The 21410-nt window shown below is 69.4% G+C and carries 14 protein-coding genes and 2 pseudogenes; 11 read left to right on the top strand and 5 right to left on the bottom strand.

Translation table 11 applies throughout. The features are described from left to right. Nucleotides 1-3: 3 nt before the first annotated feature. From CSC65_RS06615 to scpC, 4 genes are all read left to right on the top strand, one after another. Entirely contained in the window at nt 4-1107 is a 1104-nt protein-coding gene (locus tag CSC65_RS06615) for an HlyD family secretion protein (RefSeq protein WP_162409688.1), read from the top strand. A gap of 55 nt (nt 1108-1162) precedes the next feature. After that, nucleotides 1163-2707 carry an MDR family MFS transporter gene (locus CSC65_RS06610; RefSeq protein WP_202922838.1) on the top strand — a complete coding sequence of 515 codons (1545 nt, stop codon included), beginning with the start codon at nt 1163-1165 and terminating at the stop codon, nt 2705-2707. A gap of 72 nt (nt 2708-2779) precedes the next feature. Then, nucleotides 2780-3166, top strand: a complete 387-nt coding sequence (gene gloA2, locus CSC65_RS06605; protein ID WP_162409686.1) for an SMU1112c/YaeR family gloxylase I-like metalloprotein — start codon at nt 2780-2782, stop codon at nt 3164-3166. 174 nt (nt 3167-3340) lie between these two features. After that, on the top strand, nt 3341-4852 hold the full coding sequence (gene scpC, locus CSC65_RS06600; protein ID WP_162409684.1) for a succinyl-CoA:acetate CoA-transferase ScpC: 1512 nt from the start codon (nt 3341-3343) through the stop codon (nt 4850-4852). Between the two features lie 595 nt (nt 4853-5447). On the opposite strand, the gene cysK is transcribed toward scpC, so the two are convergent. Both cysK and cobA read right to left on the bottom strand, forming a co-directional pair. Next, entirely contained in the window at nt 5448-6407 is a 960-nt protein-coding gene (gene cysK / locus CSC65_RS06595) for a cysteine synthase A (protein ID WP_162409682.1), read from the bottom strand. Nucleotides 6408-6461: 54 nt separating this feature from the next. Further along, nucleotides 6462-7289: pseudogene (gene cobA / locus CSC65_RS06590) on the bottom strand (uroporphyrinogen-III C-methyltransferase); the annotation flags it as partial. A gap of 163 nt (nt 7290-7452) precedes the next feature. Between cobA and CSC65_RS06585 the strand changes: the two are divergent. Both CSC65_RS06585 and CSC65_RS06580 read left to right on the top strand, forming a co-directional pair. After that, on the top strand, nt 7453-8436 hold the full coding sequence (locus tag CSC65_RS06585; RefSeq protein ID WP_162409678.1) for a LysR family transcriptional regulator: 984 nt from the start codon (nt 7453-7455) through the stop codon (nt 8434-8436). 141 nt (nt 8437-8577) lie between these two features. After that, on the top strand, nt 8578-8961 hold the full coding sequence (locus CSC65_RS06580; RefSeq protein WP_162409676.1) for a DUF6165 family protein: 384 nt from the start codon (nt 8578-8580) through the stop codon (nt 8959-8961). Between the two features lie 69 nt (nt 8962-9030). Here the strand turns inward: CSC65_RS06580 and CSC65_RS06575 are convergent, their stop codons facing one another. Genes CSC65_RS06575 through CSC65_RS06565 form a run of 3 tightly spaced genes read right to left on the bottom strand, consistent with a single transcriptional unit; the run spans nt 9031 to nt 13410 of the window. After that, on the bottom strand, nt 9031-9771 hold the full coding sequence (locus CSC65_RS06575) for a phosphoadenylyl-sulfate reductase (protein WP_162409674.1): 741 nt from the start codon (nt 9769-9771) through the stop codon (nt 9031-9033). Nucleotides 9772-9808: 37 nt separating this feature from the next. Next, on the bottom strand, nt 9809-11533 hold the full coding sequence (cysI, locus tag CSC65_RS06570) for an assimilatory sulfite reductase (NADPH) hemoprotein subunit (RefSeq protein WP_162409672.1): 1725 nt from the start codon (nt 11531-11533) through the stop codon (nt 9809-9811). A 23-nt stretch (nt 11534-11556) separates the two neighbouring features. After that, complete coding sequence (locus CSC65_RS06565; RefSeq protein ID WP_162409670.1) at nt 11557-13410, bottom strand: assimilatory sulfite reductase (NADPH) flavoprotein subunit; 1854 nt, start codon at nt 13408-13410, stop codon at nt 11557-11559. A gap of 225 nt (nt 13411-13635) precedes the next feature. Here CSC65_RS06565 and cysD point away from each other — a divergent pair, with 225 nt between their 5' ends. The 5 genes and pseudogenes from cysD (at nt 13636) to CSC65_RS06540 (ending at nt 21367) form a co-directional block, all read left to right on the top strand. Next, entirely contained in the window at nt 13636-14547 is a 912-nt protein-coding gene (gene cysD / locus CSC65_RS06560) for a sulfate adenylyltransferase subunit CysD (RefSeq protein ID WP_162409668.1), read from the top strand. 35 nt (nt 14548-14582) lie between these two features. Next, a pseudogene (cysN, locus tag CSC65_RS06555) lies at nt 14583-16463 on the top strand (sulfate adenylyltransferase subunit CysN); the annotation flags it as partial. 123 nt (nt 16464-16586) lie between these two features. Further along, nucleotides 16587-17684 (top strand): efflux RND transporter periplasmic adaptor subunit, encoded by a 1098-nt coding sequence (locus CSC65_RS06550; protein WP_162409664.1) that lies wholly within the window; start codon nt 16587-16589, stop codon nt 17682-17684. Between the two features lie 4 nt (nt 17685-17688). After that, nucleotides 17689-20823 carry an efflux RND transporter permease subunit gene (locus CSC65_RS06545; RefSeq protein ID WP_162409662.1) on the top strand — a complete coding sequence of 1045 codons (3135 nt, stop codon included), beginning with the start codon at nt 17689-17691 and terminating at the stop codon, nt 20821-20823. Beyond that, nucleotides 20816-21367, top strand: coding sequence for a GNAT family N-acetyltransferase (locus CSC65_RS06540; protein ID WP_162409660.1), 552 nt, complete (start codon nt 20816-20818; stop codon nt 21365-21367). The genes CSC65_RS06545 and CSC65_RS06540 overlap by 8 nt, the downstream gene beginning before the upstream one ends. The last annotated feature ends 43 nt before the right edge of the window (nt 21368-21410 follow it).

Here is a 21410-nt window from a genome sequence, read left to right as displayed (position 1 = left end):
CCCATGACCAGCAAGTCCGACAACACCCTCGCCGACGCGACTCCGGCTCCGGCACGCAAGCGCCGCGTGCCGGTCTGGCTGTGGATCGCCGGGCCACTGGCGGTCGCCGGCTTCTTCGGCTGGCAGTGGGTCAATTCCGGCCGTGAAGTCGATACCGACAACGCCTACGTCAAGGCCGAACGCATCCTGGTCGCGCCGCAGGTCGGCGGCCGGGTCGTAGAGGTCGCGGTCGGCCAGAACCAGCCGGTGAAGAAGGGCGACCTGCTGTTCCGCATCGACGCCCAGCCGCTGGAGATCGCGGTGGCGCAGAACGAGGCGTTGCTGGCGCACATGGCCAATGCCGCCGACGCCAGCCGGGCCAAGGTCACCGGTACCGGCACCACCATCCAGGCGTCGCGCGAGACCCTGGCCTGGGCCCAGCGCGACCTGCAGCGCCTGCAGCAGCTGGGCGACCAGCAGCTGGTGTCGCGCAAGATGGTCGACGATGCGCGCCATGCCGTGGCCGAGGCGCGCACCGACCTGGCCGATGCGATCGCTTCGCAGAGCGAAGCGGCCGCCACGCTCAGCGGCCAGGCGAACACGCCGACCGAAGACCTGCCCGACTACCGCGCCGCGATGGCGATGCTGGCCAAGGCCAGGCTCGACCTGGCGCATGCCGAAGTGCGCGCGCCCGTGGACGGCGTCATCGGCACCCACGACCTGCAGGTCGGCGAATTCCTCAACGTCGGCCAGACCGCGATGCCGCTGGTGGCGACCTCGCCGATCTGGATCGAAGCGAACTTCAAGGAGACCGAGCTGGCGAAGATGCAGGTCGGCCAGCCGGCGACGATCAAGGTCGACAGCTATCCCGGCGCGAAATGGAAGGCCCACGTGGCCTCGATCGCACCGGCCTCCGGCGCCGAGTTCAGCGTGCTGCCCGCGCAGAACGCCACCGGCAACTGGGTCAAGATCGTGCAGCGCATCCCGGTGCGCCTGGAGATCGATTCCGCCGACCGCGACAACGCCCCCGTGCTGCGCGCCGGCATGAGCGCCGAGGTCGAGGTCGACCTGCGCGCGCCGCCCGCCAGGGCCGAAGGCACCGCCGCCGTGGCCGCCGGCCAGCACTGATTCCACGTTCCGGCCCGCGCCTGCGGGCCGCGACCGTACTTCCCGGATACCGGACATGATTTCGCGCCTGAGTTCTTCCGAAGGCGGCAGCCGTGCCTTGCTGGTCGGCTCGGTGATGCTGGCCACGCTGATGCAGGCGCTGGACACCACCATCGCCAACGTCGCCCTGCCGGACATGCAGGGTTCGCTGTCGGCCACCCAGGACCAGGCGTCGTGGGTGCTGACCAGTTACATCGTGGCTGCGGCGATCCTGACGCCGGTCACCGGCTGGCTGGCGGCGCGACTGGGCCGGCGCCGCCTGTTGATCATCGCCGTCTCCGGATTCACCGTCGCCTCGCTGCTGTGCGCGATGGCCACCGGCATCGGTCAGATGGTGATGTTCCGCATCCTGCAGGGCGTGTTCGGCGCCTCGCTGGTGCCGATCTCGCAGTCGCTGCTGCTCGATGCCTTCCCCAAGGAAAAGCACGGCGCGGCGATGGCGATGTGGGGCATGGGGATCATGGTCGGCCCGATCCTCGGCCCGCCGCTGGGCGGCTGGCTGACCGAGTACTACAGCTGGCACTGGGTGTTCCTGATCAACCTGCCGGTGGGCGCGATCGCGCTGGTCGGCATCATGGCCAGCGTGAAGCGCGAAACGCCGCGTCCGCGTCCGCTCGATGCGGTCGGCCTGGCCCTGCTGGCGCTGGGCATCGGCGCGCTGCAGCTGTTCCTGGACCGCGGCGAGACCATGGACTGGTTCGGCAGCCTGGAGATCCAGGTCGAGGCCGCGCTGGCCTTCCTGGCGCTGTACCTGTACGGCCTGTGGTGGTGGAACCGGCGCGACCGCGCGCTGCTGGACCTGGGCATGCTCGGCAACCGCAACTTCGCGGTCGGCTGCGTGCTGATCTTCGTGGTCGGCATCGTCCTGTTCGCCACGCTCGCGCTGATGCCGCCGTACCTCAACACGCTCATGCACTATCCGATCCTGACCATCGGCATGGTGCTGGCGCCGCGCGGCATCGGCACCATGTTCACGATGATGCTGGTGGGGCGGATGCTCGGCCGGGTCGACGCGCGCATTCCGATCCTCGTTGGCATGGCGATGATGGTGCTGTCGCTGCACGGCATGTCGCAGTTCGGCATCGAGGCCTCGATCGAGGCGGTGGTGTGGCTGGGCGTGCTGCAAGGCATGGGCCTGGGCCTGGTGTTCGTGCCGATATCCACGATCGCGTACTCGACGCTCCCGGCATCGCAGCGCACCGAGGCCGCCGGCCTGTTCAGCCTGGTCCGCAATATCGGCTCGTCGGTGGGCATCTCGATGGTGGTCGCGTTGCTGGCCCGGGCCAGCCAGGTCAACCACGCCGAGATCAGCGCCCGCATCCCTGCGTACGGCGCGGAGCAGACCTTGCTGCCGGCGATCTGGAACCCGGCCACGCAATCGGGTGCAGCCATGCTCAATGCCGAGGTGATGCGCCAGTCGGCGGCGATCGGCTACTCGAACGATTTCTGGATGATGATGGTGCTGACCCTGTGCGCGATGCCGCTGGTGCTGCTGATGCACAGCGGGCGGCACGAAGCGCGCGAGGGCGGCGCCGCCGACGCGGCGGCCGCGGCGCATTGATGTGCGCGCCTTGAATCTCCGCCGCATGCCCGGGGATCGGGGCGCCTCAGCGCCCAGGCCTGCACTCGCACCATGAAGCTCGCCGGCATCCATCACGTCGCGATCATCGCCTCCGACTACGCGCGCTCGAAGCGCTTCTATGTCGAGGTGCTGGGGTTGGAGGTGGTCGCCGAGGCCTACCGCGAGGCGCGCGGCTCGTGGAAGCTCGACCTGCGCCTGGCCGACGGCACCCAGGTGGAGCTGTTCTCGTTTCCCGCGCCGCCGCCGCGCGTATCGCGGCCGGAGGCCTGCGGCCTGCGCCACCTCGCCTTGCGCGTGGCCGATCTCGATGAAGCGGTCCAGCACCTGCGCGCGCACGCCGTGGCCACCGAGCCGGTGCGCGTGGATGAATACACCGGCGGCCGCTTCACCTTCTTCGCCGATCCCGACGGCCTGCCGCTGGAGCTTTACGAAGGCTGAGGCCTGGCGGGGCCGCGAGCGGCCGGATCGCCGCGGTCCGGGCTGCATTTCCGGGGTGCGCACAATGCGACTGTCTTGGCAGTTAGCCGAAAGTCGCGTGACTGGCCTTGTCCAGCATCATGATCCGGTCGCGACGAGCCGGTAAAATCGGCCAATCCCCCACGGAACAACCGAATGAGCAACAGGATCGCCCACGCAGGGCTGGCGGCGAAGCGGATGACGGCCGAACAGGCGGCCGCGCTGATCGGGCCGGGCATGGCAGTCGGCATGAGCGGGTTCACCGGCGCCGGCTATCCGAAAGCGATCCCGCTTGCGCTGGCGCACCGGATCACCGCCGCGCACGACCGCGGCGAACCCTTCGCATTGCGCATCCTCACCGGCGCTTCCACCGCGCCGGAGCTCGACGGTGCGCTGGCCCGTGCCGGCGGCATCGATTTCCGCCTGCCCTACCAGTCTGATCCCGACCTGCGCGCCCGCATCAACCAGGGCGAGATCGAGTACATGGACATCCACTTGGGCCATGTCGCGCAGTACACCTGGTTCGGCTTCCTCGGCAAGCTCGATGTGGCCGTGGTCGAAGTCAGCGCGATCCTGCCGGACGGGCAACTGGTGCCCTCCACGTCGGTGGGCAACAACAAGACCTGGCTGGACCTGGCCGACAAGGTGATCATCGAGGTCAACCAGCGCCAGCCGCGGGGCCTGGAAGGGATGCACGACATCTACTACGGCACGGCCTTGCCACCGCAACGCGTGCCGATTCCGCTGACCCAGCCGGGCGACCGTATCGGCGAGCCCTACCTGCGTTGCGATCCGGACAAGGTCATCGCCGTGGTCGAGACCGACGCACCGGACCGGCTCGGGGCCTTCGCGCCGCCGGACGAGACTTCGCGGCGGATTGCCGATCACCTGGTCGAGTTCTTCCGCCACGAGATCCGCGCCGGGCGGCTGCACGAGAAGCTGCTGCCGTTGCAGTCGGGCGTGGGCAACGTCGCCAACGCGGTGCTGGCCGGCCTGCGCGAGGCGGGATTCCGTGGGCTGACCGCCTTCACCGAGGTGATCCAGGACGGGATGCTGGAACTCATCGGCGATGGCACCATCGAAGTCGCATCGGCCAGCTCGTTCGCGCTGAGCCCGGGCGGCGTGGACGACTTCGTGCGCAACATCGACCGCTACCGGGAGAAGATCGTGCTGCGTCCGCAGGAGATCTCCAACCACGCCGAGCTGATCCGGCGCCTGGGCGTGATCGGTATGAACGGCATGGTCGAGGCGGACCTGTACGGCAACGTCAATTCCACCCATGTGGCCGGCACCAGCATCATCAACGGCATCGGCGGTTCGGGCGACTTCGCGCGCAATGGCTTCCTCTCGTGCTTCCTGACCCCGAGTACGGCCAAGAATGGTGCGATCTCTGCGATCGTGCCGATGGTCAGCCATGTCGACCACACCGAGCACGACGTCGCGGTGATCGTCACCGAGCAGGGTCTGGCCGACCTGCGAGGCCTGTCGCCCAAGCAGCGCGCACGCAAGGTGATCGAGAACTGCGCGCACCCGGACTACCGGCCGATGCTGGAGGATTACTTCGACCGGGCCTGCAGGCACAGCAAGGGCAAGCACACCCCGCACCTGCTGGGCGAGGCACTGTCCTGGCACGAGCGCTATCTGGAAACGGGCACCATGCGGGTGTGATGAGGTACGTGGCAGCCGTGTCCTGCACGGCTGCTGCACTGTGATTCTCGCAGCGCATCGCGATGCGGTTTCGTCAAAGAGCGAGCACAGCATTGGTTTGGGCGGACGGGTCGCGGCAAGACGCGCTGCGATGCCCCTCGGGGCGAATGTCCCCCGGCACCGATAAAGCCGGTGCCTCCTCCTTGATTTCGCCCCGAGGGCATCGCACCACGTCCCGACAGGTACCAGGCGCTTCCTCCAGAAATCTGGCGCGCACGCGATGAACACATTGCGCCACTCGACGCATGCTGCCGGGTTCAGCCTTTTGCATTGACCGTGCGTCGCCCAGCCAGGCCGCTGCCACCTTCAGGCGATGTGGGGTGTTCCCTGCAGCGAAATAAAGGAGGAGGCACCGGCTTTATCGGTGCCGGGGGACATTCGCGGAAGGGAACACCCCGCAGCGCAACCGCGACGCACGCTCCGTCTTTTGCTTTTGCCCTTGCCTTGCTTTCTGCGTCCCGCCGCAAGCCAGGCTGCTAGCGCGCGGCGGCCTAGCGCCAAGCGAAAACGGGCGGCACCTGCGTGTCGCCCGTTCCGTTTCTCACTCTGGAAAGACTCAGCTCAGTGAAGCCAGCCACTCGTCGTCCGAACCTTCGTTGACGCCCTCGAACAGCGGAGTGGAGAAGTAGCGTTCGCCCGTGTCCGGCAGCACCGCCAGCAGCACCGTGCCGGCCGGCGCATCGGCGGCGACCTTGAGCGCCGCAGCGACCGTCGCGCCCGAGGAGATGCCAGCGAAGATGCCTTCCTCTGCCGCCAGGCGGCGTGCGGTGGCGATGGCGTCCTCGTCGGTGACGCCGAGGATCTGGTCGGCGACCTCGCGATTGAGCACCGCCGGCACGAAGTCCGGGGTCCAGCCCTGGATCTTGTGCGGCTTCCATTCGTTGCCGGCCAGCAGCGACGCATTGGCCGGTTCGGCGGCGGTGATCTTCACTTCCGGGCGGGCGACGCGCAGCACCTCGCCCACGCCGGTCAGCGTTCCGCCAGTGCCCCAGCCGCTGACGAAGTGGTCCAGTCGGCGACCGGCGAAGTCATGCAGGATCTCGGCGGCGGTGGTCTGGCGATGGTAGGCAGGATTGGCCGGGTTCTCGAACTGGCGGGCGAGGAACCAGCCATGCTTTTTCGCCAGCTCTTCGGCGCGGCGCACCATGCCCGTGCCGCGCTCGGCCGCGGGCGTCAGGATCACCTTGGCGCCGTAGGCGCGCATCAGCTTGCGGCGCTCGATCGAGAACGTCTCGACCATCACCGCGACGAACTTGTAGCCGCGCGCGGCAGCGACCTGGGCCAGGGCGACGCCGGTATTGCCTGAAGTGGCCTCGATGATCGTGTCGCCGGGCTTGAGCTGGCCCTTGGATTCGGCGTCCAGGACGATCGCCAGGGCCAGGCGGTCCTTGACCGAGCCGCCGGGATTGAACGCCTCGACCTTGGCATAGAGCTCCACGTGCGCCGGAGCGATGCGATGCAGCTTGACGACCGGAGTGCGGCCGATGGTGTCGAGGATGCTGTCGTAGATGGCCATGAGCGGGTTCCGTGGTTCCAGGAGGCGGGGAATGTGGGATTCAGTACGCGTGATTCAGGCGGCCTGGGCCAAGGCCGGTTCAGCGGGTGGCGGGCCGAGCGGCGTCGCGCCGAACCAGTGCAGCTGTGCAGCCAGTGCCGCCACCTCGCCCAGGATCAGCAGCGCCGGCGAGGCGACGGCGTGCGCCTGGGCGGTCGCGGCCAGGTCGTCCAGGGTGCCGGTGACCACGCGCTGCTCCGGGCGCGAGCCGTTTTCGACCAGGGCGAACGGCGTCGCCGGGTCGCGGCCCGCAGCGAGCAGGCGTTCGCGCAGGTGGCCGAGTGCGGCCACGCCCATGTACACGGCCAGGGTCTGCCGTTCCTGCGCCAGCGACGCCCAGTCCAGGGTGTCCACCGAGTCCCTGCAGTGGGCGGTCATCAGTCGCAGCGATTGCGCGTGGTCGCGATGGGTCAGGGGGATGCCGGCATAGGCCGCGCAGGCGACCGCCGCGGTGATGCCGGGCACGACCCGGTAGGGAATGCCGTGGGCATGCAGGTACTCGAGTTCCTCGCCGCCGCGGCCGAAGACGAAGGGGTCGCCGCCCTTGAGACGGACCACGCGGCGGCCGGCGCGGGCGTGCTCCAGCATCAGCGCGTGGATCTGCTCCTGCGGCATGCTGTGGTTGCCGGCCGACTTGCCGACCTCGATCCTCAACGCCGCCGGGTTGGCCAGGGCCAGCACGCCGGCGCCGACCAGGCGGTCGTACAGCACGACCTCGGCCGCCTCCAGCGCGCGCAGCGCGTTCAGGGTCAACAGGCCCGGATCACCGGGACCGGCGCCGACCAGGGCGACGCCGCCCGGGGGCAGGTCGAAGGCGGCGGAAGGGGACAGGCTCACGGCAGGCCCGGCAGGGAGTGGGATGCCGACCGTACCCCCGTGCTCATAACGGGCGGAAATAACTTGCCGCACAATGCTTATGCCTCCCAGTTATAAGATGGGGGCACTGATTACCACTACAGTCGCCAGACCTGTCACGACCTGACCCCCCCGGTCGCCCGGCCCCCGAATGACGCTTACCCAGCTGCGCTACCTCGTTGCCATCGCCGACGCCGGGCTCAACATCACCCTGGCGGCGGCGCGCGTTCATGCGACCCAGCCCGGCCTGTCCAAGCAGCTCAAGCAGCTGGAGGACGAGCTGGGCTTCCTGCTGTTTGTGCGCAAGGGGCGCAGCCTGGAGGCGATCACCCCGGCCGGCGCCGAGGTCCTGGACCGGGCCCGGGTGATCCTGGCCGAGACCGCCAACATCCGGGCCTACGCCGCCAACCAGCGCCGCGAGAGCCAGGGCCAGCTGACCATCACCACCACCCATACCCAGGCCCGCTTCGTGTTGCCGCCGGCGATCGCGCGGATCAAGCGCGAGTTCCCCCAGGTCAGCGTGCACCTGCAGCAGTCCGCCGAGGGGGCGGCGCTGGACCTGCTGGGCAGCGGCGAGGCCGACATGGCCGTGGTCAGCACGGCCGGGGGCGAACCGCAGGGCGGGGTGGCCGTACCGCTGTACCGCTGGCGCCGGCTGGCGCTGGTGCCGCGCGGCCATCCGCTGGACCGGGCCGGCAAGGCGCCGGACATCCAGGAGCTGTCGCAGTACCCGCTGATCAGCTACGAATCCTCGACCCGTCCGGAATCCTCGCTGCAGCGCGCTTTCAGCAGCGTCGGCCTGGAGCCGAACCTGGCCCTGACCGCGCTGGATGCCGACCTGATCAAGACCTACGTGCGTGCCGGACTGGGCGTGGGCCTGCTGGCGGAGATGGCGGTCAGCACCGGCGATACCGATCTGCGCGGCTGGCCGGCGCCCACCGAGGTTTCCGAATGCATCGCCTGGGCGGTGCTGCCGCGCGAACGCGTGCTGCGCGACTACGCGCTCGAGCTGGTCAACGTGCTCGCCCCGCAGATCGACAAGCGCGACCTGCGCCGCGTGCTGGACGGAAACCAGGCGGCCGACTGGCCCGAGCCTCCGACCTGGGAATCGCTGACCCAGACCATCACCAGCTGATCCGTGGCGCCTGCCGGCGGCGCAATACACCAGCGCGATGGAGGGCGACACGCGATGCATCGGCCGCTGCGCAACGGATGCGGGCCCCATCATGCAGCCTGCCGGTAGACTGCGCTCCTGCGCACGCCACAGGATCCCGGCATGAACACCATCATGGTCCCCGTTTCGGTCGGGGAGCTCATCGACAAGATCACCATCCTCGAGATCAAGGCCGAGCGGATCGCGGCCGAGGACAAGCGCCGGAACGTGGCAGTCGAACTCGACGGCCTGCGCCCGCTGTGGGAGTCGCTGGCGGCGGGGTCCGGTGAGCTGCCGGCGCTGAAGGCGCAGCTGCGCGCGGTCAACGAGCGTATGTGGGACGTGCAGGACGCCCTGCGCGCGAAGGAAGCGGCGCAGGATTTCGGCGAGGAATTCATCACGCTGGCGCGTGCCGTGGCGACCCGCAACGGCGAGCGGGTCGGGATCAAGAACGAGATCAACCGCCTGGCGGGTTCCCAGTTCATCGAGGAAAAGCAGTACCGCTAGTCGCCGGCGGCGGCCAGCTTCAATCCGGTGCCAGGCAACGCTAACCGCGCGGGCGGCACCGCAGCCCGGTCAGATCTCCTCGTGGATGCCGCACTCGCGCTTGAGGCCGAAGAAGCGGGTGTCCTCGTCGCGCATGCCCGGCTCCCAGCGGCTGGTGGTGTGGAAGTCGCCGATCGAGACATAGCCTTCGTGCCACAGCGGGTGGTAGGGCAGGTCGTGCTTCTTCAGGTACTGCCAGACATCGCGGTCGGACCAGTCGGCGATCGGGCTGACCTTGAGCCGTTCGCCGCGGCGCTGCAGGATCGGCGTTTCGGCGCGGCTGGCCGACTGGTTGCGGCGCAGGCCGGTGAACCAGGTACCCACGCCCAGGTCGTCCAGCGCGCGGCGCATCGGCTCGACCTTGCGCAGCTGGTTGTAGTTGTCCAGGCCGGTCACGCCCTGTTCCCACAGGCGCCCATGGCGCGCTTCCATCCACGCGCGACTGACCAGCGGACGATAGATCTGCAGGTTGAGCTTGAGCCGTTCGGCCAGTTCGTCGGCGAAGCGGTAGGTTTCCGGGAACAGGTAGCCGGTATCGATCAGGATCACCGGGATGTCCGGCTTCTGCAGGGTGAGCAGGTGCAGGGTGACCGCCGATTGCGCGCCGAAGCTCGAAGACAGCGCGGCGTTGCCCGGTCCATGCTGCAGCGCCCAGTCCACGCGCTGTTCGGCATCCATCGCTTCGAGCCGGCTGTTGAGCGCGTCGAGGTCCAGCACGGGCGTTGCCTGCGGGCTGTTGGCGGCTTCACGGGTAGTGGCGGTGAGGCTCATCGGAGGCTCCGGACGCAGGTTCTGCAGCGACATGGGATCAGGCGGCCTCGCCGAGCGCGGCCGGGGCCGGGTCGACGCGGACATGGGTGGGATAGGGCGGCAGCGCGACCAGGCCGGCGCGGTGCAGGAAATCGCCGAAGCCTTCGCCGGACTGGCGTTCGCCGGCATAGCGGGCGAACAGGGGATCGAGCGCCTCGATGATCTCGGCCTCGGTGATGTTCTCGCGGTACAGCGTGTTGAGCCGCTGGCCGCGGTGGTCGGCGCCAAGCATCAGGTTGTAGCGGCCCGGCGCCTTGCCGACCAGCGCGATCTCGGCCAGGTACGGCCGCGAGCAGCCGTTCGGGCAGCCGGAGATGCGCACCAGGATCGGCGCCTCGCGCAGGCCGTGCCGGTCCAGCAGCGGCTCCAGCCTGGCGGCGAAATCCGGCAGGTAGCGCTCGGCCTCGGCCATGGCCAGGCCGCAAGTCGGCAGGGAGACGCATGCCATCGCCGCGCGGGCGAGCGCGGTCGGCGCGCGGTTGCCGGCATCGAGGCCATGGTCGCGGACCAGCGCTTCGATGCGCTTGCGCTCGCCGGCCGGCACGCCGGCGATCACCAGGTTCTGGTTGCCGGTCATCCGGAACTCGCCACGGTGCACGTTGGCGATCTCGCGCAGGCCGGTCAGGTGCGGCGCGCCCGGGCGATCGGCGATGCGGCCGGCCGGCAGCGACAGGGTCAGGTGCCAGCGGCCATCCTCGCCCTCGACCCAGCCGTAGCGGTCGCCGTTGTGCTCGAAGGCGGCGGCGCGCGGCGCGGCGAACTTAAGGCCGGCGCGACGTTCGATCTCGTCGACGATGAACTCCAGGCCATGGTCGTCGATCGTGTACTTGAAGCGCGCGCGCTTGCGCAGCACGCGGTTGCCGAAGTCGCGCTGGGTGGTGACCACCGCGGTGGCGACCTCCAGCAGCGCATCGCGCGGGATGAAGCCGACGTTGTTGGCCAGCCGCGGGTAGGTTTCCGCGTCGCCATGGGTCGAACCCATGCCGCCGCCGATGGTGACGTCGTAGCCTTCGAGCTGGCCCTGGGGGTCGAGCACGCCGATGAAGCCCAGGTCGTTGGCGTACACGTCGACATCGTTCACCGGTGGCAGGGCGAAGCCGATCTTGAACTTGCGCGGCAGGTACTTGTCGCCATAGACCGGTTCGGTCTCCTCGCCGCTGCCAGCCACCTGTTCCTCGTCCAGCCAGATCTCGTAGTAGGCGCGGGTATTGGGCAGCAGGTGCTCGGACGTGCGCGCGGCGTCGCCGTACAGGTCGGCATGCGCCTTCGACAGCAGCGGATTGGCGGCGACCTGGACGTTGCGGTTGACGTCGCCGCAGGCGGCCAGGGTGTCGATCATCGCGGCGTTGATCGCCTGCATGGTCGACTTCAGTTCGCGCTTGATCACGCCGTGGAACTGGAACGCCTGGCGCGTGGTGACGCGCAGCGAGTGGTTGGAGAAACGCGTGGCGACCGAATCGAGCTTCAGCCACTGCTCGGGGCTGATCACGCCGCCGGGGGTGCGGGTACGGATCATGAACTGGTAGGCCGGCTCGAGCTTCTGCCGGCGGCGCTCGTCGCGGATGTCGCGGTCGTCCTGCTGGTAGCTGCCGTGGTACTTGATGAGGGTCTGGTCGTCCTCGCGCAGCGAGCCGGTGACCGGATCGGCCAGGCTTTCCAGCAGCGACCCGCGCAGGCGGCGGCTCTCGGCCTTGATGTCTTCGACGGAATGGGTGGTGCTCATGCGGTGGCTGGGCCGTGGCGTCTTCAGTAGACGTCGCGGCTGTAGCGGCCCTCGGTCTGCAGTGCGGTCAGGTAGTCGGATGCGGCCTCGGCGTCGCCGCCGTTGTGCGCGGCAATGATCTCGAGCAGGGTGGCGTGCACGTCCTTGCCCATGGCGATCGCGCCGCAGACATAGAAGTGCGCGCCGCTCTGCAGCCAGTCGTAGACCTCGCGGCCGCGCTCGCGCAGGCGGCTTTGGATGTAGATCTTGTCGGCCTGGTCGCGGGAGAAGGCCAGGTCGAGGCGGTGCAGTTCCCTGCGGCGCAGGGCATCCTGCCACTCGACCTGGTAAAGGAAGCCGGTATTGAAGTGCTGGGCGCCGAAGAACAGCCAGTTGCGACCGCTGGCGCCGGTCTCGGCACGTTCCTGGACGAAGCCGCGGAACGGCGCCACGCCGGTGCCGGGGCCGACCATGATGATGTCGCGCGCGCCGTCGGCCGGCACCCGGAAGCGCTCGTTGGGTTCGATGTAGACCGGAACCTGGCCGCCCTCGTCCAGGGTGGCGAGGAAACCGCTGGCCGCGCCGCCATGGTCGTGACCGTGGGCGTGGTAGCCGAGGATGTCGACGGTGAGGTGCGCTTCCTCGCCAACGCGCCTGGGGCTGGAGGCGATCGAATACAGGCGCTGGGCCTGCGGGCGCAGCGCGGCGAGCAGGCCGTCGTGGTCCCAATCCGCCGGCCAGCGGCGCAGCACGTCCACCAGCTGGTGGTCGGCAAGCAGCGCAGCCAGGCCGGCGGGCTGGGTCGGGTCGAGCAGCTGCTTCAGCGACGCCGCACCGGAACGTTCGGCATGCGCGGCCAGGAACGGGCGCGACAGCCGGGTCAGTTCGCGGCGGGTGGCCAGCCACTCGGACAGGGGCAGAGTCTGCTCGCCGGAGGTGACAGCGGTGTTGCCGTCCAGGTGCGTGGCCTGCAGCACGGCGTCGACCAGCACGGCGGGATTGCGGTGGCGGATGCCCAGTGCATCGCCCGGCTCGTAGGCCAGGCCCGAACCCTCCAGCGACAGCTCGATGTGTCGCACGTCCTTGTCGCCGGACCCGTACTGCAGGAAACCCTGGCCCTTGAACTCGCGCCCGCTCACGCGCTGGTTGGCGAGCACCTCGGCCGGGAACGGCCGTTCGTGCGACCAGGCCGACACCGCGCGCAGGGGAGTGACCGTGGCCAGGTGCGCGGCGGCCGGGGCGGGGCTCGCCTTGAGCAGCTCGCGCGCCTGGGCCAGGGCGCTGTCGCGCCAGGGACCGGCGACCGTGTCGATGTCCAGGTCGGCCTGCCCGGCCTCGAGCACGCGCTGCGCGCCCAGTTCGGCCAGGCGGGCATCGAGCTTGCGGGAGATGCCGCAGAAGTCGGCATAGCTGGTGTCGCCCAGGCCAAGCACCGCGAATTTCAGTTCGGGCAGCTTCGGCGCGCGCTTGCCGAGCAGGAACTCGGTGAAACCGATCGAATCGTCCGGCGGATCGCCTTCGCCCTGGGTGCTGATGACGACATACAGGAGGCGCTCGCTGGCCAGTTCGCGGGTGGCATAGGCATCGGTACGGAGCAGGCGCACGGCCAGGCCGGCGCCTTCGGCGGCCTGGGCGATCTTCTCCGCTTCACGGCGGGCGTTGCCGGTCTGACTTCCGTACAGCACGGTCAGCCGCTGCCCCGCCTGGCTCGCTGCCCCCGCAGCGCCGCCGGGAAGCACCGCCAGCTGGGGCGGTGCATGGACCTGGGCCAGGCCGGCGGTGTAACCCGAAAGCCACCACAGCGACGGCCCGTCCAGGCCATCGACCAGCCGGCCCAGCAGGACCTTGCGGTCTTCGTTGAGCGGGCTGGGGGGCAGCGCGGTGGGCGCAGCGGTCATGCGGGGTCTCGGCGGGCGTCGGGTTCGACGGACCACCGATGTTAGGAACCTGCAAAGCCCGGCTGAAACGCCCTGTAGTTATTGGCTTATGCTCTGAGCTTATTTCGTCGGACTCGCCGCCGCCCGGAACATCCACCGTCCCGGACCGCCACCGGGTCCCTCCAGGCCGGCCCTCCGTCGCCGGAGGCCCATGGCCTTCGCCCGCCCCCGCTGCCCGAACGCCTGATGAGCCTGACCCACCGCCTGTCCCACCTCGACCGCCTTGAGGCCGAGAGCATCCATATCCTGCGCGAGGTCGCTGCCGAGTTCCGGAACCCGGTACTGCTGTATTCGGTGGGCAAGGACAGCTCGGTGCTGCTGCACCTGCTGCTCAAGGCGTTCGCCCCGGCGCCGCCGCCGATCCCCTTGCTGCACGTGGACACGCGCTGGAAGTTCCGCGAGATGATCGCCTTCCGCGACCGGCGCGCCACCGAGACGGGCGTCGACCTGCGGGTCCACATCAATCCGGACGGCATCGCCCAGGGCATCGGCCCGGTCAGCCACGGCGCCACCATCCATACCGACGTGATGAAGACCCAGGGCCTGAAGCAGGCGCTGGACCAGTACCAGTTCGACGCCGCGATCGGCGGTGCGCGCCGCGACGAGGAGAAGTCGCGCGCCAAGGAGCGCGTTTTCTCCTTCCGCAACGAGAACCATCGCTGGGATCCCAAGCGCCAGCGCCCGGAGCTGTGGAACCTGTACAACGCCCGCATCCGCAAGGGCGAGAGCGTGCGCGCCTTCCCGATCTCGAACTGGACCGAGCTGGACGTGTGGCTCTACATCTACCGCGAGAAGATCCCGGTGGTGCCGCTGTACTTCGCCGCGCCCCGGCCGGTGGTCGAGCGCGACGGCGCTCTGATCCTGGTCGACGACGAGCGCCTGCCACTGGCGCCGGGCGAAGTCCCGCAGCTGCGCAACGTCCGTTTCCGCACGCTGGGCTGCTATCCGCTGACCGGCGCGATCGAGTCCGAGGCCGATTCGCTGGAGAAGATCATCGCCGAGATGCTGGTGGCCACCAGTTCCGAGCGCCAGGGCCGGGTCATCGACCAGGATCCGACCGCCTCGATGGAGAAGAAGAAGCTGGAGGGGTACTTCTGATGGCCGCCGACGCGACGGGCGCCACCGGCGCCGACATCGCCGCCTACCTGCGCCAGCACGAGGACAAGCCGCTGCTGCGCTTCATCACCTGCGGCAGCGTGGACGACGGCAAGAGCACCCTGATCGGACGCCTGCTGTACGAGAGCAAGCGCCTGTTCGACGACCAGCTCGCCGCGCTGGAGGCCGACAGCCGCCGGCATGGCACCCAGGGCGAGCGCATCGACTACGCACTGCTGATGGACGGCCTGGCCGCCGAGCGCGAACAGGGCATCACCATCGACGTGGCCTACCGCTACTTCGACACCGAGAAGCGCAAGTTCATCGTCGCCGACTGCCCCGGCCACGAGCAGTACACCCGCAACATGGCCACCGGTGCCTCCACCGCCGACCTGGCCGTGGTCCTGGTCGACGCGCGCAAGGGCCTGCTGCCGCAGACCCGCCGGCACAGCTATATCGTTTCGCTGCTGGGCATCCGCCACGTGGTGCTGGCGGTGAACAAGATGGACCTGGTCGGCTACGACCGCGGCGTATTCGAAGACATCGTCGAAGGCTACCGCGCGCTGGCCGCGCAGCTGGGCATCGCGCACGTGCAGGCGATCCCGCTGTCGGCGCTGGAGGGCGAGAACCTCTCCTCGGCTTCGACGCACACGCCGTGGTACGACGGACCCAGCCTGCTCCAGCACCTTGAAACCGTCGAGGTCGAAGCCGGCGACGCCGCGTCCGGACTGCGCCTGCCGGTCCAGTGGGTGAACCGGCCCAACCAGGATTTCCGCGGTTTCGCCGGCACCATCGCCGCCGGCGAAGTCGCGCCGGGCGACGCGGTCGTGGTGCTGCCCTCGGCACGGCGTTCCACCGTCACCCGTGTCCTGGGCGCGGACGGCCCGGTCGAGCGCGCCTTCGCCGGACAGGCGGTGACCCTGACCCTGGCCGACGAGGTCGACATCAGCCGCGGCGATGTCATCGCCGCCGCCGGCGACCCGCCGGCCGTGGCCGACCAGTTCGCCGCGCACCTGCTGTGGATGAGCGATGCGCCGCTGCTGCCGGGCCGCCCCTACTGGCTGAAGATCGGCGCGCGCACGGTGGCCGCCAGCATCAGCGAGATCAAGCACCGGGTCGACGTGAACACCCAGGAGCACCTGGCCGCCAAGCGCCTGGAGCTCAACGAGGTCGGCTACTGCAACCTCAGCCTGGAGGAGCCTGTTGCCTTTGCCGCCTATGCGGAGAACCGCGCGCTGGGTGGCTTCATCCTGATCGACCGCCAGAGCAACGATACCGTCGCCGCCGGCACCCTGGATTTCGCCCTGCGCCGCGCCGACAACGTGCACTGGCAGCACCTGGATGTGGACCGGGCCGCGCGCGCGCGGATCAAGGGCCAGGTGCCGAAGGTGCTGTGGTTCACCGGCCTGTCCGGCGCGGGCAAGTCGACCGTCGCCAACCTGGTGGACAAGCGCCTGCACGCATTGGGCTACCACACGTTCGTGCTCGACGGCGACAACGTGCGCCACGGCCTCAACCGCGACCTGGGCTTCACCGACGAGGACCGGGTCGAGAACATCCGCCGCGTCGCCGAAGTCGCCCGGCTGATGGCCGATGCCGGCCTGATCGTGCTGGTCAGCTTCATCTCGCCGTTCCGGGCCGAGCGGCAGATGGCGCGGGAGCGCTTCGCCGAAGGCGAGTTCATCGAAGTGTTCGTCGACGTGCCCCTGGCCGTGGCCGAGGCGCGCGACGTGAAGGGCCTGTACGCCAAGGCGCGCGCCGGCCTGATCCCCAACTTCACCGGCATCGACTCGCCCTACGAGGCGCCGGAGCGGCCCGAAGTCCACCTGGAAGCCGCGGGCAGCACCCCGGAGGCGATGGTGGCGCAGGTGCTGCAGGCGCTCGACCCGGAGGGGAGCTCGGGCACTTCCTGGCTCTGACGCGGGCGTCCGGCACGGGTTCTCCCATGTAGTCGGCGCACCATGTCAACGAAAGGCACATACAGACGTTAACAATCGCTCGTTACACTTCGCGGTCGAGTAATGAAAGCAGCGAGGCGGTCGATGGCGTCACGTTTCCTGGCCAGGGGTCTGGTCCTGGTCGGCATGGTGGGTCTGGCGGCATGCAACCGGCCGCCCGAGAAAACCGGTAACGCATCGCCCGCCATCCCGGTCACCACGACCGTGGTGCAGCCGGTGGCATGGAGCGACACGGTGCAGGCACTGGGCACGGCCCAGGCACGCGAATCAGTGACCCTGACCGCCAAGGTCAGCGAGATCGTCGACCAGGTCCACTTCGAGAGCGGGCAGCAGGCCCAGGCCGGCCAGCCTCTGGTGACCCTGCGCGTGGATGCGCAGCAGGCCGCGCTGGGCGAGGCGGAGTCGACCCTGGCCGAAGCCGAGCAGCAGTACCAGCGCCTGCAGGGACTGGCCGCGCAGCAGCTGGTGGCGCGCTCGACCCTGGATGCGCAGCGGGCGTTGCGCGAAGTCGCCGCCGCGCGCGTGCGGCAGATGAAGTCCGACATCCGCGACCGCCACGTGCGCGCGCCGTTCGCCGGCGTACTGGGCATCCGCCAGGTCAGCCCGGGCGCGTTGCTCACTCCCAATGCTGTGATCGCCACGCTGGACGACATCTCGCGGATGTACGTCGACTTCCAGGTGCCGGAAGCCGCGCTGTCGGCGATGGTGCCCGGCGCGCGCGTGACCGCCGGGACCGCCGCCTGGCCGGGGCGCAAGTTCGAGGGCGAAGTGCAGACCGTCGACGCGCGGATCGACCCGACCACCCGTGCGGTGACGGTACGTGCGGAGTTCGACAATCCCGAGCGCCTGCTGCGCCCCGGCATGCTGCTGGACGTGCACCTGTTCCGTCCCGAGCGCCAGGCGCTGGTCGTCCCGGAGATCGCGGTGGTGCAGGTGGGCCGGGACACGTTCGTGTACCGCGTCGGCCAGGACGACAAGGTCGAGCGGGCGATGGTGACGGCCGGCGTGCGTCGCGACGGCAAGGTCGAGATCGTGGAAGGCCTGCAGGCCGGCGACCGCATCGTGGTCGACGGCACCGGCAAGCTGCGCCCCGGCGTGACCGTGGCCGAGGGCGGCCCGGCGGCTGCGCCGGAGAAGCCGGCCGCGCCGGCGCCGGACGCCGACGCGCCAAAGCAGGACTGAGCGGATGAAGCTGTCGGACCTGTCGATCAAGCGCCCCGTGTTCGCGGTGGTGGTGAGCCTCTTGCTGGTGGTGCTGGGGGTGATGTCATTCCTGCGCCTGACCCTGCGCGAGCTGCCCAACATCGACCCGCCGATCGTGTCGGTGGAGGTGAACTATCCCGGTGCTTCGGCCGCGGTGGTGGAAACCCGCATCACCCAGATCCTCGAGGATGGCCTGGCCGGCATCGAGGGCATCAAGACGATCCAGTCGTCCAGCCGTAACGGCCGTTCCGACGTCACCATCGAATTCAACCTCAGCCGCGACATCGAGGCGGCGGCCAACGACGTGCGCGACCGCGTCAGCCGGGTGATGGACCGGATGCCGGACGAGGCCGATCCGCCGGAGATCTCCAAGGTCGAGGCCGACGCCGAGGTCATCGTCTGGTTGAACATGCGTTCCACCGTGATGGACACGATGGAGCTGACCGATTACGCCGACCGCTACGTCGTCGACCGGCTGTCCTCGCTGGATGGCGTGGCCCGCGTCCAGCTCGGTGGCGGCCAGCGCTACGCGATGCGGATCTGGCTGGACCGCGAGGCGATGGCCGCGCGCGGCATCACCACCAGCGACGTGGAAAGCGCGCTGCGTGCGCAGAACGTGGAACTGCCGGCCGGTCGCATCGAATCGGAGACGCGCGATTTCACCCTGCGCGTGGAGCGCGGCTACCGGCAGCCGCAGCAGTTCGCGCAACTGCCGTTGCGCAAGGGCGCCGACGGCTACGTGGTCCGGCTGGGCGACGTGGCCAAGGTCGAACTGGGCGCGGAGGAACGCCGTTCCTACCTGCGCAGCAACGGCGTGCCCAACGTGGGCCTGGGCATCGTCCGCACGTCCACCGCCAACGCACTGGACGTGGCCCGCGCCGCGCGCGCCGAGGCCGAGGTGATCCAGCAGACGCTGCCGGAAGGCACCGACATCTTCATCGCCTTCGACAGCACCACCTTCATCGAGGCCTCGATCGAGCGCGTGTACTGGACGCTGGGCGAGGCGATGGTGCTGGTGTTCCTGGTGATCTGGCTGTTCCTGGGCAGCCTGCGGGCCGCGCTGATTCCCGCGGTGACCGTGCCGGTGTGCCTGGTGGCGGCATTCATCGCGCTGTATGCGTTCGGGTTCTCGATCAACCTGCTGACCCTGCTGGCGCTGGTGCTGTGCATCGGCCTGGTGGTCGACGACGCGATCGTGGTGCTGGAGAACATCCAGCGCCGCGCCGACCTGGGCGAACCGCCGCTGGTCGCCGCGCGCCGTGGCACCCAGCAGGTCGCGTTCGCGGTGATCGCCACCACCGCGGTGCTGGTGGCGGTGTTCCTGCCGGTCGGTTTCATGGAGGGCAATACCGGGCGCCTGTTCCGCGAGCTTTCGGTGGCGCTGGCCGCGGCGGTGGCGATCTCGGCTTTCGTGGCGCTGACGCTCACGCCGATGATGTCGTCCAAGCTGGTGCGCCCGCACGGCAAGCCGCGCGGCCTCAATGCATTCACCCAGCGCACGCTCAACCGGATCGGCGAGGGTTACGGCCGCCAGGTCGCGCGCATGGTCGCCGTGCCTGGCCGGAGGCTGCTGGTGGTCCTCCTCGTTGCGATGGGGCTGTGCGTGGCGGCGATCGTGGGCCTCGGGCTGCGCGTGCCCAGCGAACTGGCGCCGGCAGAGGATCGGGGCCGCTTCTTCGTGATGGTCGATGGGCCCGAAGGCGCGGGCTTCGACTACACCGTCGGCCAGATGCAGCAGGTCGAAGAGATCGTGCTGTCCAAGGTCGGCGCCGACCAGCCGATCCAGCGCGCCAACTCGCGGGTGCCGCGCGGCTGGGGCGGTGGCGAGGACATGCATACCGGGCAGGTGATCGTCTTCCTGCAGGACTGGCACGAGCGCGAGGCCACGACCGACGAGGTGGTCAATTCGCTGCGCGCCCAGTTCGCCAAGCTGCCTGGCGTGCAGGTGCGCGCCAACGTTCCCGGCGGCCTGGTCGGCAGCCGCGGCCAGCGCTACCAGCTGGTGCTGGGTGGTCCCGACTACGCCGAGCTGGCGCAGTGGCGCGACCGGATCCTGCAGCGGATGGAATCCAACCCCGGCATCCAGGACCCGGATTCGGACTACAAGGAAACGCGTCCGCAGATGCGCGTGGAGATCGACCGCGACCGCGCCGCCGACCTGGGCGTGCCGGTGCAGGAGATCGGCCGCACGCTGGAGACGATGATGGGTTCGCGCCAGGTGACCACCTACGTGGACAACGGCGAGGAATACGACGTGATGCTGCAGGCCGGGCGCGAAAAGCGCGTCGACCCTTCCGACCTGGCCCAGACCTACGTGCGCGGCCGCGGCGAAGCGCTGGTGCCGCTGTCCAACCTGGTCACCCTGTCGGAGATCGCCGAGCCGGGCAGCCTCAACCGCTTCAACCGCCTGCGCGCGATCACCATCAGTGCCGGGCTGTCTCCCGGCTACACGATGGGCGAAGCGCTGGAGTGGACCCGGCAGGTCGTGGACGAGGAGCTGCCGGACTATGCCCAGGTCGACTGGAAGGGCGAGTCGCGCGAGTACCAGGAGGCGGGTGGCGCGATCGTGCTGACCTTCACCCTGGCCCTGCTGATCGTGTACCTGGTGCTGGCCGCGCAGTTCGAGAGCTTCCTGCATCCGCTGGTGATCATGCTGACCGTGCCGCTGGCGGTGCTGGGCGCGTTGCTCGGGCTGTGGGTGACCGGCAGCTCGCTCAACCTGTTCAGCCAGATCGGCATCGTCATGTTGATCGGCCTGGCGGCGAAGAACGGCATCCTGATCGTGGAGTTCGCCAACCAGCTGCGCGACGGAGGCGCGAGCGTGCACAGCGCCATCGCCGAAGCGGCCAAGGTGCGGCTGCGGCCGATCCTGATGACCTCGGTCGCCACGGTCATGGGCGCGCTCCCGCTGGTGCTCGCCGGCGGCCCGGGCTCGGCCAGCCGCGCCACCATCGGCATCGTGGTCATCTTCGGCGTGACCTTCTCGACCCTGCTGTCGCTGTACGTGGTGCCGGCGTTCTACGCGTTGCTGGCGCCGTACACGCGCTCGCCCGAGGCGTTGGCGCACGAACTGGAAAAGCTCGAAGCGGACACGCCCCAGGTCGGTGGCCATGGCTGAGCCGGGCACCCGTCCGCACGTGGAAGTGCGCCTGCAGGGCGATGGCTTCGTCCTGCGCGCCTGGCATGCAGGCGACCTCGAATCGCTGCTCGTCCATGCCGACGACCCGCAGGTGCCACGCGGCCTGAGCGACCGCTTCCCGCATCCGTACACGCGCGCCGACGGCGAGGCGTTCCTGGGCGGACGCGTGGTTGAACTGGACGGACCGCTGCTGGCCATCGAAATCGATGGCCAGGCCTGCGGCAGCATCGCCGCGCGTCCCGGCGCTGGCGAGCGTGCGCACGCGGCCGAGCTGGGTTACTGGCTCGGTCGCCGGCATTGGGGACAGGGCCTGATGACGCGGGTGGTGGGCACCTACCTCGGATGGGTGGTGCCGACGCTGGCGCTGCAGCGGGTGGAGGCCAGCGTGCTGGACGGCAATCCGGCCTCGGCGCGCGTGCTCGAGAAGAACGGGTTCCAGGAGGAAGGCGTGCGCCGCGGCGCCATCCTCAAACCGGACGGCCTGCGCGACCTGAGGCTGTTCGCGCGACTCTGGACGCACTGAGCGGCAACGCGGTACTGCGCACCGGCACGTGTTGCGGGTATCT

Origin of the sequence: Pseudoxanthomonas daejeonensis (genome assembly GCF_010093205.1) — a bacterium.
Lineage (GTDB): Bacteria > Pseudomonadota > Gammaproteobacteria > Xanthomonadales > Xanthomonadaceae > Pseudoxanthomonas > Pseudoxanthomonas daejeonensis.
Note: the sequence above shows the minus strand (reverse complement) of the source record. Positions and strands in the feature narration are given on the sequence as shown.